The sequence below is a fragment of the Paenibacillus solisilvae genome (assembly GCF_042656405.1).
In the GTDB taxonomy this organism is placed as follows: Bacteria; Bacillota; Bacilli; order Paenibacillales; family Paenibacillaceae; genus Paenibacillus_Z; species Paenibacillus_Z solisilvae.
The window spans coordinates 1-13,388 of the sequence record NZ_JBHSOW010000015.1; the positions used below are offsets into that span (position 1 = coordinate 1).

The following is a 13,388-nucleotide window of genomic DNA, read 5'->3' on the forward strand; positions in this document are numbered from 1 at the left end:
AATCGATGTATTACAAACGAGCACGTTAAGTGCCTTATGTGGGTGTCCACTTTCTTGACAGAGGTCCAGGATTGCAGTATAGGGGCAGCCACTAGCGGATTGCACCGTTTTTAACTGTACGAATTCCAGTATAGATTAAGGTGCAACTGCTATCTTTCTGTACCCCGCAACAGCTCCCATCAAGATGGGGTGACGATACGTAATGGCGGTCAACCAATATGCCGCTGATCAATTTTCTTCACTATTAGAATAAGAGGAAACCTCTCCTTACTGGAATGGAGGTACCATCCACTTACTGGAATGGAGGTACCTTCCCTGGAATGGAGCTACCATCCTGGAATGGAGATACCATCTCTGGAATGGAGGTACCGTCTCTGGAATGGAGGTACCATCCACTTACTGGAATGGAGGTACCTTCCCTGGAATGGAGCTACCATCCTGGAATGGAGGTACCGTCTCTGGAATGGAGGTACCATCCACTTACTGGAATGGAGGTACCTTCCCTGGAATGGAGGTACCGTCTCTGGAATGGAGGTACCATCCTACCATTACCAAAGGAGAGGTTTCCTGTACATCGAATGCCCCTGGGCCTGCAAGAGGATACGCTGCAATACCCTCTCATTCCTATCGTCAACGACGCCGTCGATCAGCTCCGCATGAGCATCTACTAGGCATCGGCGACGACATTAGAAAAATGGCTGTACAGCTATGACCACCTGTACAGCCATTTTTCTATTTTATAAGGGTGGCACACTAGGGTGTGAACCACCCGCTTTCATGTCACCTTGATGGAGGCCGGCAGTCTTATTCCCCGATTGTCTGCCGGTCAGGTGCGGAATACGCAATGATCATACGGCAGGGTTCCCAGCTCGTCACCTTGGCGTTATGCGGAACACCTCTTGGAATCCGCAGCATCATGCCGGGTTCCAGATGGAAATTTTCGTCTCCTAATGAATGATCGCATTCGCCTGACAACACGAAGATAACCTCCTCGCAGTTGGGGTGAATATGCCTGTCATTGGCTTTACCTGCCTCAATATAGACCATCCCGAACGTCATTTCCGCTTCCGGATCGATATCCTTGCCGCATAACCACTGGATCTTCCCCCAGTCCATCGATAAGATTCGGCCTTCTTCCAATTTACGCAAATCTGTAATTGTAGCCATGTATATTCTCCTCCTAAGTATGAAGCCCGAATCCCCTCTTCAAAAAGGCGAGGCATTCGGCCATTCCTTCTTCAATCTCCCCGCCGCTTTCCTCATCTGCCGACACCCATCCGCCGTATCCGGTATCCTGGATCGCCTCAAAGATCGGCTGGAAAGGGATTGTCCCCCGTCCGAGGATTTGCCAATCCCCCTCAGCGAAATCCTTCATATGGTAGTTATCGATGACCGACTTGAAGCTTCGAATGAGCTCCGCACAGTCAGTGATTCCTGATTTGATCAAATGAGCCGTATCTATTGTGAGGCCAACCGTTCCCTCCCGCGCGCGATCGAAGAATAGATCAAAGTCCTCCCGGTACATGACCGGCTGGTCGTAATGATGATGCAGGGAAAGCTTAATACCGTACTGCTCCTGAGCTTCCTGCCCCATATTCGACAGCACTTCCGCAAACGTTCGAATATCTTCCGCTTCTACCGCTCTTCTGGACACGCCATGGCAGAAAATGATTCGTTCAGATCCGATCGCCTGTCCGAAACGGAACCTTTCGCGCAGCTCTTGGAGTCCCTCCTCATCCAGCCTTCCTCCGGTAATTAACGCAGATCCCGCTCCCGGCAGGTGACCCCACTTCGCAAGAAACCGTTCCGGCTCTCTGAGATAGGGCTCGTATTGGCCGGACTTAAGCTGCAGGCCCTGATAGCCGGCTGCCTGGTAGCCGCTTAACAACCGATCCCGTTCTCCATCGGTTCCAGTCGGTCTTGAGAAAGCAAACTTCATTGTCATACCAGAACTCCGCCCCGCAGCTGAACGATCCGGTTCTCTTTCGCTGACACATAAGCTGCATCGAGCATAGCTACAATCTTCAGATTGTCTTCTGCGCTGTTAGCGGCCTCCTTGCCGGTCTCTATCCAGGTAAACAGCTGCTTAATATTCTCTAAGCTGTTCTCCTCCCGTGAGAAGCGGTGGTCCCATCGCACGGATGGTTCTCTAGCGCCTTGGCGGTATAGTTCTACATAGCTGTGATCACAGCGGAGCGTGCCTGTTTCCCCGATCACAATCATCTCTGTTCTGCCGATCATGGAAGAGAAGCTTTGCGTATAGGTAACGATGGCGCCATTCTCGAATTTAATTTGTACGGTCGCATCTGTTTCCCCTTTGCAATGAATCGCCTCCGATGAACGCATCAGACTGACGACAGACTCAGCTTCGCAACCGAGAACCTGGCGGAAGCCGTCGAACCAATGAATTCCCATAACGGACAGCGCATGCCGCTCACAATCCAGCCGCCAGCCGGCGTCCTGACGAAAAAACATATTGTTAAAGTTGATCATGGTGACTTTTCCGATGGTATGATCGGCAACGAGCTTCTTTACGATATCGAATGGATAATGGCGTCTGAAATTCTGGTTGACAGCAACCGGGATACCGAGCTGCTTGGCTTTCTCCGTGATTTCTGCGGCTTCGCTCAGCGTGTCGGAGAAAGGTTTCTCGACAAATAGCGGAAATCCAGCTTCCAGCAGCGGGAAGACAACCTGCTTTCGGACTGACGTAGGTGTACAAACGACGACAACATCAACGCCGCTGCCCTGAATAAATTCATCCAGATTCGTAAAGCGCTTTGGGATACCGTATTTATCTGCCCGAAGCTTAAGCATGTCCGGGTTCGAATCGCAGATTGCGGTAAACTCGATCAGCTCCGGCGCTCCTTTGTAACCCTCCAGATGCAGCTCTGTTACGCCGCCTGCTCCGACCAGCCCGACTTTAAACTTCTTCATGTTTGCACACCCCGTTCAATTTATTTTCCAATTATTCAACCTAGTTGAATTAAAATCAATATAACGCACTGAAGTGGATGCTGCAACCGTTTTTTTTACCATGCATAGTTAAATGACTGGCGTTTTCATGCCAAAATCGGTAAAGTTGAATGATAGTAAACTTTAAGTGGTGAGGTATGGAAATGGAATTGGGCAAACGAATCCGTTTTATCCGCAAGGAGCAAAAACGTACACAACATGAAATTGCTGAAGCATGCGGCTTCACGAAGAGCATGCTGTCCAAGATCGAGAGCGGCAGCACGATGCCGGCTGTTGCGACGCTAATGAAAATCGCCGGAGCGCTTGGCGTGAAGGTATCCGACCTGCTTGAGCCTGATATAAGCAACGGAACCGTATTTACTAGTGCAACGGAGTACAATGACGTCAATAAATGGATCAAAACGAACAAAGGCTACTCCTTCTTCGCCTTTGCTCCCGGAAGAAGAGACAAGATCATGCAGCCGTATTTGTTTGTTGCCGAGAAAGGGCAGGTCAAGAGTCACGTTTTCTCCCATGAAGGGCAGGAATTCATTTACGTGCTTTCCGGCAGGATGAAATACAAGGTCGGAAACCTGGAATATGAGATGAACGCAGGAGACGGGGTATATTTTAATTCCCTTGAAGAGCATCTGGTGATCCCTTTATCCTCTCAGGTCAAATATTTGGCGGTCTTTACAGAAGAAGACCGGAAATCAGCGGACAGCCAATGATTTCCGGTCTTTATTTCCTTCACTGTCTATGAACCTTCCCATGGAGCCTTAACCCCCAAGTCCAATCCGAACTTTCTCAGCTGCTCCCATTTCCCTTCACGCTTCAGCACTTCAGCCTGCTTGGAGCCAATGACATCATAATGGGGAAACGGCTGCCGGTTGTGAATGTACTTGGGATTCAGACCATTGGCAAGACACCAGTCGGAGAGCATGCCCAGATCGGAGCAGCCCACTTTGGTCACGGTCTTATTCCCTGGGAAGCGGGGATCCAGCCAATAATGAGTCAAAAAAGCAATTTCCCCGCTTGCAACCGCCGTTTTCCAGCGCTCCAGCTCTTCTCTCTTGATTCCAAATGCCATAATCGGATTCCGCCTTCAGCTCAGGTGTATCGCAGCGCGCGAAGCTCTCAGCGCTCTTCATCGCACACAGCAAATCATCAGCACTCTTCTGATTATAGCAAAAAACAGCGGACGCCCGTAGCGTTCGCTGTTTACGGCTGCTGTTCATAGGCCAGCTGATGGCCGTCCTCAAATCCTTTGGCAAAGCCTGCATTATATCCTTCGTTGTAGGATTGATCGAACGCCTGATTGTAGCCGCTGAGCTTCCTGCTTGTGGATTTCTTGCGGCTGCGTTCTCTTGTCCGGCGCCGATTGATGCCTTTGGCCCTGCCAAGCTTCGAGCCGCGGACAGCTTTCTTCTGCTTGCTCAGCGTTCGCTTAACTCGTTTTGTCCGATTGCTCGCTGAGACCGGACGCCCTTTGCGTCTACCTGCTGGCTGCTTCAATGCCGTTGCCTCCTCTTCGATTGCTTCCTGCTGCTTAACGATTGCACTCCGCTGCTCGGGATACGCTGGTGTTAAGCCACGGTTTTGAAGGAATCCCCTGCTTCTTGGCGCGTTTCAATCGCATTCCGGCTACCGTCTTGGCCATTGTGAGCTGCATGGCAGTCAGAGAAGCCACATTCTCACGAATTGACTTCGCCATATCAGGAGAGTGGTCGGCTACATCGGCAATACTGTCCAGAATACGGGCGACTGCCTGCTGACTCCTGGCGATTGAATGAATCAGCTCAATCCGCGCCTCCCACTCTTTCTGAGGAAGATTCATTCGACTCTGTCTCCTGCGTCAAAATTCCCGCCGAACATGTTTCCCATCGATTGGCCTTCAGGCTCCTGGATATTGTGGCGCAATGTTGCCCTGAGCACGCTCACCATGCCCTGGTTCAGCTTCGTTAATCCGTCTATGACCTCAATAAGCTGCTCATGGACAAGTAGCGTCTCTTTGAGATGTTCCTGCTGCTCCGCGTAGGCTTCCGGAGTGACATGATTGCAAAGCCAGCTTCGTACCTTTTCCGCTTCGACTGCTTTAGCTTCCAGAATCATCGCCACATTCCACTGCAGCTTAGCGGAGGCATCCAGCATTCGCGCATACGCTGTTTCACGACTCATCGCTTAAGCACGCTTCCTTCCCCGCCTTATTCCTCTGCTTCGCCTTCAAGCTCCTTCATCACAGCGGTAATCGTAACCGCCATCGTCTCCTGCAGCTCGGCTATACTGTTCAAATATGCGACAACATTCCTCGTCACCGCATGCGAGTTTTCCATCAATTCGTGTAATCCGCCGAAGTTCGGATGCTGGTCCGGCAGGGCCTGCACCATCTGTGCCATACGCACCGCCACATGACGCTTCGCCTCAAGGACTCTCGCCATTTGTGCGTGCGAATGTGACATATGCTCGATCATTTCAGTTACTATGTGCTGCATGCCGCTGTCCCTCCTTGCTCTTTAACAGCATATGCGCTTGATTCCCGCGTGATACTGTGCAGATCGAGTGCAAGCGCCCTTGGGCTCTGGCGTTCATAAGTTCGCAGAGACGCGCACCGGGGCAATAATCGGCAGACCTTCTGGCAGACTGCTCATCTGATCGTCCGATATCAAACCGATAGGCTTCAAATGCAGCCCCCAAGCTTCCAACGCTGCCTTGCTTGCTGCCTTGCGGCGCATACCCTGCTCCACGACATAGCATACACCGTCTGTTCCAATTGCGGGCAGCCCGCCGGATTGCCCCATGGCTCCACCCTGACCATGCCAGTGTGCGCCGACTTCCTCCGCAGTGACTGTATCGCCAAGCGGCCACCTTCTTAAGTCAATCTGGGATAAGCGAATGACCGGCAGTGCCAGCTCCCCGGTCACCGGTCTGCGAATCCCGCCCTGCACCCAGAACGGTGTTTCTCCAACACCGCGTATGACCACATTTTGCGGGAAGAAGGCTGTCTCGCCAAGCGGCTGCGGCTGGCCGGATTCCTCGCCCATGGCGGCTCTCTTGGCGGCCTTCTCTTTGACATTGTGGATCAATTCATGCGGATTGCCCCATTTGTCCATATACACATGCATATTATGGTTATTGACCTCGGTAAGCTTCTCACCAAGCGCCTTCATGCTGACGCTGCCGTAATGGTGGATGAACGTATCCCGCGCAATGACCAGCGAGTAACCCTGAAGGCGGACCCTAATATTATAATCATCATCCTCATAGTTACCCACCTTGAAGCCTTCATCCATAAATCCCGTACGCTCCCAGAGCTCCCGGCGCAGCAGTAAGCAGAATCCCGTCAGCCGGTCGGTCCGCTGCCATTTTGCAGGATCGGGGATATTAAAATGCTGCGCAAAAGCCGGCATATCTGCCACATTCTTGTATGGAACTTCAATACGCTGGTCACCGCTGATGTAGTTCGTCACCGGGCCAACCATGCCGATTAACGGATCGCTGTTCAAACAATCCAGCATATTCTCGAGCCATCGCTTCGTTACAATCGTATCGTTGTTCAGAAGCAGCAGTGTCGTCCCTTTCGCCATCATCATGCCGATGTTGATTGCACCCGCAAACCCGCGGTTCGTCTCCAATACCCGGTAGCGCACCTGACTGCTGATTTTCTTCAAATAGTCAGCCGTTCCATCGGTGGAGGCATTATCGACAACAATGATTTCGTACAATAAACGGGTATGGTCGCCAATGCTGTCTATACACTGCTTCAGATAATCCACTTGATTGTAGCTGGGGATAATGATGCTCGTGCCTTCAAAAAGATTGCCGAAGCTCTCGTAGCCCGAGCGCAGCCCTTCATTGTATCCGGCCTCTAATCCGGCCGGATATTCACTGGGCTTCGCTTTACGGACGGCGGATCGCACGGATCGGCGCCGCTTCTGAAGGCGAACTTGCCGTCTCTTTGGTTTCATCGCTTTTCTCTCCCATTTCGAATCCATACTTCAACCTGGCAGGTCAGAATTTAACCTCGCCTTTAACAATTGCATCTGCCATATGACCAAAATCAATGGCGACCTTTCCACGCTCTGCCGCAATTCGGTAGCTGATCACAACGGCCGGAATACCGGCTGATACGAGCGCCAAATCAAATACGGCATCCCTCACCTCAGCCATGACGCGTTCAATATCCGCAAAACCATGAACCGGGCTAATGATACCCGTTACAAGAAAGCCGTTCTCTTGCAGAACCTGGGCAAGCTCAGGAGCGACATTGCCGATAATGAGCAGTCTCTTGCCTTGGAGCAGCTGCGTTAATAATCCTGCTGTATGCAAACCGTAATTAATGGTGGAACTGGTCAGGCGAAGCCGCCTTGGATCAATACCGTGGCTGCGCAGAACAGGATGAAGGAGCGGTTGGAAATTCTTCCTCCTCGACATGGGCACCCCGACGATTTGCGCATGGCAAATAGCAAGCGCGATCTGATCACGGGCGTGCAGATCAGGCGGGTTCACACCTGCATAGGAGAGAAATCTGCCCTCTTGCTTCACCGTTTCGCTGTCATAGATCTTCTCCTGGGATAATGCCAGCAGTTCGCCGTCGCCTAACCGGATAACAGCGCAAGGCCGTTCCAGCCTAACCGCCTGCTCCATCTCAGCGAATACTTCCTGTACTTCCATAAGCGGGTAACAGAGCGGCTTCAGCATCTCAACTCCCGCACTAATAACCTCCTGAAGACTCACCTCCGGAAGCAGCATATGCTGCGGGGTCGCCATTTCAAGCAGTATCTCTCCGCCCTCGTATTTCCCCAGCTCATAGCCGTCCTTATACGATGATTCAGCCGATTCCGGCTTAAGTAAGGACCGTTCCCGTTTCTCCTGATGAAGGAGGCGGCGCTTCGAGCGGTTTGGGCGTTTCGAGGAGGGACGAATCCCCACTCTTGTCCGTTTCTTCGACATACGATGGCTCACCCGCTTCACTGACGGCACTTTGTCTTTGCTGCCTGGTAATGCCGGTTTAACCAGCGGCTTAGCAGAGATTCGCGGCAAAATCAGCCGGCGGCTCAAGGGACTGTTCCTATCAGTTTATTAGCGGCCTCGAGCAAAGACTCGAAAGTTCCCGCATCCGTCCACCAGCCATGAATCTGACTGTATTCCAGCTTGTTTTTAGCGGCATAAGCATTGTTGACATCGGTAATCTCAAGTTCTCCCCGATGGGAGGGAGCCTGCTCGGTGATGTGAGTAAATACAGTATCGTCGAACATATAGATGCCTGTCACAATATGATCGGTCTGCGGGTCAGCAGGTTTCTCATCGATCCGTTCGATTTTACCATTGTAATCAAAGACCGGAACTCCATAACGATGCGGATCGGGAACCTGCTTGAGCAGCACCATCGCCCCATCCGGCTGCCGGGTAAAGGCGTCAATATGCGGTTTCAATGGCTCCTCGAACAGATTGTCGCCAAGCAGCACAATGAATTTGCGGTCATCGCCGATAAAAGGTTTCGCGAGATCCAGTGCCTGAGCGATTCCGCCCGCTTCTTCCTGAATACGATAAGTAAGCGAAACGCCAAACTCTTGACCGCTGCCAAGAAAATCGGTAAATGAACCTGCAGCCTGCCGACCGGTGACGAGCAAAATATCGGTGATGCCTGCCTCCTGCAGCCGGTGAAGGCCGTAACATATCATAGGAAGCTTGCCGACGGGCAGCAAATGTTTATTCAACAGTCTCGTAAGCGGCAGCAATCTCGTTCCCATGCCACCAGCTAGAATGACAGCTTTCACTTCTTATAAAACCTCCTAAGCCTCCACTCCTCTTTGGAGCAAACGCATATCGTAAGTACTCTGCCTCTATATAAAGCTTGCGGGGTCAACCTGCCATTTTGCGATAAACTGCTGACGGTTGCGTTCCACCAGCTGCCCTACCTCTACGGGGCTGCTGCGTTTGAAGCTGACGCTGCCCTGATGGTGAACCAGCACATTTGAACACATCAGCAGGATGTAGCCATGCATTCTAGCCCGGAAGCAATAATCGTCATCTTCATAATGTCCAGGTGCAAACCGCTCATCCAGCTCTCCGATCCGCGTGTACAGCTCTCTCTTGAACAACATGCAAAAGCCGACAAGACGAAGAATCGGAACAGCAGCCAGCTCCCTGTTCTGACGGACTTCAGCTGCAATACGGTGAAATTCCTGCATCGATTCAAATGGATAATCGACCTGCTGTTTGCCGCTTGCGTAGTTCGTTACGGGGCCGACAATTCCAATCTCCGGCTGATTGTACAATGCTTCCTGAAGTCCTGCCAGCCAGCCCTCCGTTACCGTAACATCATTATTAAGAATCATCAGATTATCACCGGTTGCCAGGCGAAGGCCTTTATTGCAAGCGGTGGGGAAGCCGATATTTTCAGCTAAAGAGATCACCGTCACCCGTTCTCGAATACACCATTCACATGTGCCGTCCGTAGATCCATTATCGACAACGATAAGCTCATACGGAGTTTCATGTTCAAGGGTGTGCATGCGTATGGAATCAACAGCCTGCTGAAGCAGTGCAAGGCCGTTATAGCTTGGAATGATAATACTCGTACGTCTCATGAGCCACCACCTCTGCCCGCAATCCGGGTTCTTGAACGATCCAGATAGGAGAGTCTGCTTCCTCTATGCTCCATGGCTGCTGCCAACGCCTCAATATGATCGCCAATGATCAATCTCTCGGCTGCTGTATCACTGAAAGGTGCAATGGTTCTTCTGATCAGGCTGTGAGTGCCCTTCTGAATCAAGTAAGCCGTAACCGTTAATTTATGCTGAATAACGAACTGATGCGCAACAGGCGGGACTGCTAATAATTCAGCACCAACAAGCTGTATCGCTCTTCGCGACCACGCCTGGGGCAGGTCGGCTGCCGAATTTGCTGCCAGATCCGGACGCCCCAGCGACCAATTCATGAAGGCTCTTATTCGTGTGATATCATCCCATTGACTAAAGAGACCTACAGCGCCGCTGATATCCGATAAAGCTACATCAGTTGAGGAGTCTGCAGCCGCGAGCAAGAAGGCGAGACGCTCAGCGGGAATGAAGACAGAACCATCCGTGAATAAAACCGTTTCCGCCTTGGTCAGCTTCGCGCCGACTGCGCGGCCAACATCCTGGCCGAGGGATTCCGTTATGTGAACGATTGTAACCCCGGGCAATCTGCGGGCTTCCGCAAAGCCCTTCTCGCCTTGCGCCTCCAGCACGACGATGATTTCGTCCAGCGGCAGCCTTAACAGCTCTTGAATCGCTGCGATATTCAAGCCCGAGCTTGGGAGTACAACCGCCGCTGCTGATTGATGCTTGGGAACAGGAAGCCAGGCTTGAGAAGGCAAATTCAGCTCAGCCATGAAGCCTTCTGCATAATGGGAGCTGTCTGCAATCCTTTTTCCCGTGAGTGAGGATGACGGCCTCTGTTCGCATCTGCGCGTCCAGCTTTCATTGATACGCTGCTTTAACGAATTAGAGATCACAGCCGGAAATCCGGATGCCCGCAGCTGTTTGGCATCCTGCATGCCTGAGCTGTAAGCCGCTCTTAAATCGCTTGCCGAGGAGAATAAGCCCCGTTTATCGCGCCGCAGCAAGGCAGCGGAACGGGAACTACGGCCTGCGTTTCTTCGTTTCAGCTTGCTTCTTGTCGCTCTTGACCGCCGCATATGCTCACCTCGCCCATTCTCGTTTTCGCTGTTGATCTTCGAAACCTCCACGCTCATCGGTCTGCTCTGTCAGCCATTCTATCGCTTCCAGATGATCTCCGATAATCAGCGTTTCTAGTGGGTTGATTCGTTCCCTCTCTGCACGCGGCAAATTCAGTTTACCTACATTTATCCGATGAACCGCGTTAACGACAAGGCCATAGTGCACGGCTTTGGCATGAGCCAGAGGAGGTACGGAAAGTGCTGCTGCGCCGATTTTCTCCAAAGCCTGCTTGCTGATCGCATGCGGAACAGCCGTCATGGAGGTCCCTTTTAAATCAGATCGCTGAAGCATAGCATTGAGTACATGCTTCGCTAAAACAACGCTGTGTACGACTCTCTTTTTGGTGGGTCCCGAATAATCATTTAACGCGACATCCACACCGCCTGTAAGAACGGCTTGAACGAAAGGCCTCAGTGCTTCCGCTGAAATAACCATATCTCCGTCAATAAACAGCAGAACCTGACCTTTAGCTGCAGACGCCCCTATACTCCGTCCCACATCATGCCCAAGCGCGCTAGGGTATTCAATCACATGGGCACCGCAACGTCTGGCAATTGCCGATGAACCGTCAGTGGAACCATTAGCAACAACGATAACCTCGGTCTTGTTATGGACGCGTGAAGCCTCTCGAATGACCCTGGCGATCGTTCTTCGTTCATTCATCACCGGGATAATGACGGATACGATGGGTTCCGAAGCGGATAATATGGCTTCCGGCAGACTGACCGCGGGAAGTTCCTCCTGGAGCTGACGCCTGAATACTCTTTTGCTAGAGATAGAACGTGGCGTATGCCGTATCTGGGATTTTCGTTTCGTAATCTGTGAACTAGAGCTCTGTTTTGTACGGCGAATTGCGGGTTTACTGCTAGATTTGGGTGAACGGAGAGCAGCAATCGTGCTCGGTTTTGGTTTGATCACCGGTCTGCTTTTAACCCTATGGATAACAGCCTCCGCAGGCTTGGCAGACTTGGCAGGCTTGGCTGATTTAGCTGAAATTGCTGAATTGGATGGCACCGGCACTAGCTTCAACCACAGATTACTCATAGAACGATTCCCAGCTGTCCTATTTCCACCAAAGGGTCTCTTCATCGCTATCACCTCTTCGCTGTCACAAATGACTGAAATCTACGCTGCCTCATTCCTTGGAACCAGCTTTTACAACATATTGTATGGATCAGAAAGAGTAAGAGGAACGGCTTTTGTACGTCAAGGCTTACGCCTCACTTCGTTTTCACGCGTTTATCATACAGACAAATGAAGAGGATACGAGAGCAAAAGAGAGATAAGGTATACAAGCGGATAAGGACACATGCCCTTGCAACTGAATCTATCATTTTACATATGCTATAGAAAAAGAGGACAGCCCTTGCGAACCGGCTCTCAGGCACAGCCTCGCAAAAACTTAGCACATGCTTCCGAAGCAGTTTTTGCTTAATGCTGCCTAACCGGCAGCCTTAGGCACAGCCTCGCAAAAACTTAGCACATGCTTCCGAAGCAGTTTTTGCTTAATGCTGCCTGACCGGCAGCCTTAGGCACAGCCTCGCAAAAACTTAGCACATGCTTCCGAAGCAGTTTTTGCTTATTGCTGCCTGACCGGCAGCCTTAGGCACAGCCTCGCAAAAACTTTAAGGACGTGATCATTTGTCAGATTTGGAGCTTCGTAGACGGCTTCGTACTTTTATCAATCAGGCGGAGGCCGCTTGGTTCAAGGTTTATGATTCCAGCCTTGGTCGTAAAGTTATCGTCGTGAGGGGTGATGAATACATCCAGCTGCCGCTTCAGTTCAGCATTCGGCCGAAGATTATCGCTTTTTTTCGAAAGTATTGGAGCCCTGCATTTAGCCAGGTTCAATTCTGCAACCTCAAATCCATTCTCTTTCGCGGGCGGCGCTATGTCATTCTGGCAGATCCGGGTCCTGTCCCTAACCACGTCGTTTCCTTGCGCATCATCTGTCAGACATCGACTAGAATTCGTGTAAGAGCGGTTCTATCGGGCGGTTCGAGTGGAAATGTAGTGATCTTTTATACAATTGCTAGATCCTCTTCGAATGGACTCACTATCATTAGCCGGACAGGACTGAAAAACGACTACCGGTTTATCCCCTGCAAATAACTGAAAATGCCAAAAAAACCTCTGTGAAGCCGCTTGTAAGCCGGTTTCACAGAGGTTTTTCGTATTAGTTGGTGCCTATTGCAATCCAGTTAATAAGTCCCTTCGGCTCAGGGCTGATGCGGGTACGGATAATGGTTACTTGCACAGCCTCAGGTGTTTTTGCTTTAATGACAGCATAGCAGGAGGTTTGATCGGTTGTAGCAACAAAGACATAGTTCGCATTTGAAAAGGGTTCATCAAAGGTGATGGTACAGTCCAACAGCTCGCCTTGACCTGCAAAGTTGTAAGCTGCTAATCCGAATTGCTGCACGGCTGTCTGTTTAGCTGTTGAACGGATTGGTGTAAAGTCCAGCTTCGCTGCACATATCGACCCATCCTGCAGCTGCTCGCTTTCCAACCGTTGACCAACTGACGTTACCCCGAAAACATCCGATGCCAGATGCTCCGCCTTAACCGAACCAGGCGCCAGCTTCGCGCTTGTCACGGAACCATCGCTCAGCGTTTCCGTGCTTACTGCACCTTTCGCCAGCTTCGCTCCCGTAATCGATTCGTCACTTAGCGCTTCGGCGCTGATTACGCCTGCGGCCAGCTTCGCAC

General features: G+C 51.3%; 17 protein-coding genes. 2 read left to right on the plus strand and 15 right to left on the minus strand.

Translation table 11 applies throughout. The annotated features are described in order from the left end of the window. Positions 1 to 804: 804 nt before the first annotated feature. The 3 genes from ACFPYJ_RS02790 to ACFPYJ_RS02800 are packed head-to-tail and all read right to left on the minus strand — an operon-like array spanning position 805 to position 2,937. Positions 805 to 1,167 (minus strand): cupin domain-containing protein, encoded by a 363-nt coding sequence (locus ACFPYJ_RS02790; RefSeq protein WP_379186521.1) that lies wholly within the window; start codon positions 1,165 to 1,167, stop codon positions 805 to 807. Between the two features lie 13 nt (positions 1,168 to 1,180). After that, on the minus strand, positions 1,181 to 1,945 hold the full coding sequence (locus tag ACFPYJ_RS02795; RefSeq protein ID WP_379186522.1) for a sugar phosphate isomerase/epimerase family protein: 765 nt from the start codon (positions 1,943 to 1,945) through the stop codon (positions 1,181 to 1,183). After that, positions 1,942 to 2,937, minus strand: coding sequence for a Gfo/Idh/MocA family protein (locus ACFPYJ_RS02800; protein WP_379186523.1), 996 nt, complete (start codon positions 2,935 to 2,937; stop codon positions 1,942 to 1,944). Before ACFPYJ_RS02800 ends, ACFPYJ_RS02795 begins: the two co-directional genes overlap by 4 nt. 176 nt (positions 2,938 to 3,113) lie before the next feature. On the opposite strand from ACFPYJ_RS02800, the gene ACFPYJ_RS02805 reads away from it, so the two are divergent. Next, entirely contained in the window at positions 3,114 to 3,686 is a 573-nt protein-coding gene (locus ACFPYJ_RS02805; RefSeq protein WP_379186524.1) for a helix-turn-helix domain-containing protein, read from the plus strand. A gap of 26 nt (positions 3,687 to 3,712) precedes the next feature. Here ACFPYJ_RS02805 and ACFPYJ_RS02810 read toward each other — a convergent pair whose 3' ends face one another. The 11 genes from ACFPYJ_RS02810 to ACFPYJ_RS02860 form a co-directional block, all read right to left on the minus strand. Next, the gene (locus ACFPYJ_RS02810; protein WP_379186525.1) at positions 3,713 to 4,045 is read right to left on the minus strand and encodes a hypothetical protein; all 333 of its coding nucleotides are present in this window, start codon (positions 4,043 to 4,045) and stop codon (positions 3,713 to 3,715) included. A 131-nt stretch (positions 4,046 to 4,176) separates the two neighbouring features. Next, entirely contained in the window at positions 4,177 to 4,470 is a 294-nt protein-coding gene (locus ACFPYJ_RS02815; RefSeq protein ID WP_379186526.1) for a hypothetical protein, read from the minus strand. A 34-nt stretch (positions 4,471 to 4,504) separates the two neighbouring features. Beyond that, the gene (locus ACFPYJ_RS02820; RefSeq protein WP_379186527.1) at positions 4,505 to 4,792 is read right to left on the minus strand and encodes a hypothetical protein; all 288 of its coding nucleotides are present in this window, start codon (positions 4,790 to 4,792) and stop codon (positions 4,505 to 4,507) included. Further along, positions 4,789 to 5,133: an alpha-helical endospore appendage domain-containing protein gene (locus tag ACFPYJ_RS02825; RefSeq protein WP_379186528.1), complete on the minus strand. Its 345-nt coding sequence runs from the start codon at positions 5,131 to 5,133 to the stop codon at positions 4,789 to 4,791. Before ACFPYJ_RS02825 ends, ACFPYJ_RS02820 begins: the two co-directional genes overlap by 4 nt. Before the next feature lie 26 nt (positions 5,134 to 5,159). Then, positions 5,160 to 5,447, minus strand: coding sequence for a nucleoside-diphosphate sugar epimerase (locus ACFPYJ_RS02830; protein WP_379186529.1), 288 nt, complete (start codon positions 5,445 to 5,447; stop codon positions 5,160 to 5,162). Positions 5,448 to 5,540: 93 nt separating this feature from the next. Next, entirely contained in the window at positions 5,541 to 6,920 is a 1,380-nt protein-coding gene (locus ACFPYJ_RS02835; RefSeq protein WP_379186530.1) for a glycosyltransferase family 2 protein, read from the minus strand. Between the two features lie 43 nt (positions 6,921 to 6,963). Continuing rightward, positions 6,964 to 8,013, minus strand: a complete 1,050-nt coding sequence (locus ACFPYJ_RS02840) for a GT-D fold domain-containing protein (protein ID WP_379186531.1) — start codon at positions 8,011 to 8,013, stop codon at positions 6,964 to 6,966. Continuing rightward, on the minus strand, positions 8,010 to 8,732 hold the full coding sequence (locus ACFPYJ_RS02845; protein WP_379186532.1) for a sugar phosphate nucleotidyltransferase: 723 nt from the start codon (positions 8,730 to 8,732) through the stop codon (positions 8,010 to 8,012). The genes ACFPYJ_RS02840 and ACFPYJ_RS02845 overlap by 4 nt, the downstream gene beginning before the upstream one ends. 66 nt (positions 8,733 to 8,798) lie before the next feature. After that, positions 8,799 to 9,545 (minus strand): glycosyltransferase family 2 protein, encoded by a 747-nt coding sequence (locus tag ACFPYJ_RS02850; protein WP_379186533.1) that lies wholly within the window; start codon positions 9,543 to 9,545, stop codon positions 8,799 to 8,801. After that, positions 9,542 to 10,636 carry a family 2 glycosyl transferase gene (locus ACFPYJ_RS02855; protein ID WP_379186534.1) on the minus strand — a complete coding sequence of 365 codons (1,095 nt, stop codon included), beginning with the start codon at positions 10,634 to 10,636 and terminating at the stop codon, positions 9,542 to 9,544. Before ACFPYJ_RS02855 ends, ACFPYJ_RS02850 begins: the two co-directional genes overlap by 4 nt. A gap of 4 nt (positions 10,637 to 10,640) precedes the next feature. Beyond that, entirely contained in the window at positions 10,641 to 11,399 is a 759-nt protein-coding gene (locus ACFPYJ_RS02860; protein WP_379186810.1) for a glycosyltransferase family 2 protein, read from the minus strand. Positions 11,400 to 12,320: 921 nt separating this feature from the next. Between ACFPYJ_RS02860 and ACFPYJ_RS02865 the strand changes: the two genes are divergently transcribed. Further along, entirely contained in the window at positions 12,321 to 12,791 is a 471-nt protein-coding gene (locus tag ACFPYJ_RS02865; protein ID WP_379186535.1) for a hypothetical protein, read from the plus strand. Between the two features lie 64 nt (positions 12,792 to 12,855). Here the strand turns inward: ACFPYJ_RS02865 and ACFPYJ_RS02870 are convergent. Then, the coding region (locus tag ACFPYJ_RS02870; protein WP_379186536.1) for a WIAG-tail domain at positions 12,856 to 13,388 on the minus strand (533 nt) is incomplete at its 5' end.

Coding starts and splice junctions, on each gene's coding strand:
- ACFPYJ_RS02855 (WP_379186534.1), bottom strand. CDS start 10,636: ATGCGGCGGTCAAGAGCGACAAGAAGCAAGCTGAAACGAAGAAACGCA.
- ACFPYJ_RS02800 (WP_379186523.1), bottom strand. CDS start 2,937: ATGAAGAAGTTTAAAGTCGGGCTGGTCGGAGCAGGCGGCGTAACAGAG.
- ACFPYJ_RS02830 (WP_379186529.1), bottom strand. CDS start 5,447: ATGCAGCACATAGTAACTGAAATGATCGAGCATATGTCACATTCGCAC.
- ACFPYJ_RS02820 (WP_379186527.1), bottom strand. CDS start 4,792: ATGAATCTTCCTCAGAAAGAGTGGGAGGCGCGGATTGAGCTGATTCAT.
- ACFPYJ_RS02850 (WP_379186533.1), bottom strand. CDS start 9,545: ATGAGACGTACGAGTATTATCATTCCAAGCTATAACGGCCTTGCACTG.
- ACFPYJ_RS02825 (WP_379186528.1), bottom strand. CDS start 5,133: ATGAGTCGTGAAACAGCGTATGCGCGAATGCTGGATGCCTCCGCTAAG.
- ACFPYJ_RS02805 (WP_379186524.1), top strand. CDS start 3,114: ATGGAAATGGAATTGGGCAAACGAATCCGTTTTATCCGCAAGGAGCAA.
- ACFPYJ_RS02810 (WP_379186525.1), bottom strand. CDS start 4,045: ATGGCATTTGGAATCAAGAGAGAAGAGCTGGAGCGCTGGAAAACGGCG.
- ACFPYJ_RS02795 (WP_379186522.1), bottom strand. CDS start 1,945: ATGACAATGAAGTTTGCTTTCTCAAGACCGACTGGAACCGATGGAGAA.
- ACFPYJ_RS02790 (WP_379186521.1), bottom strand. CDS start 1,167: ATGGCTACAATTACAGATTTGCGTAAATTGGAAGAAGGCCGAATCTTA.
- ACFPYJ_RS02835 (WP_379186530.1), bottom strand. CDS start 6,920: ATGAAACCAAAGAGACGGCAAGTTCGCCTTCAGAAGCGGCGCCGATCC.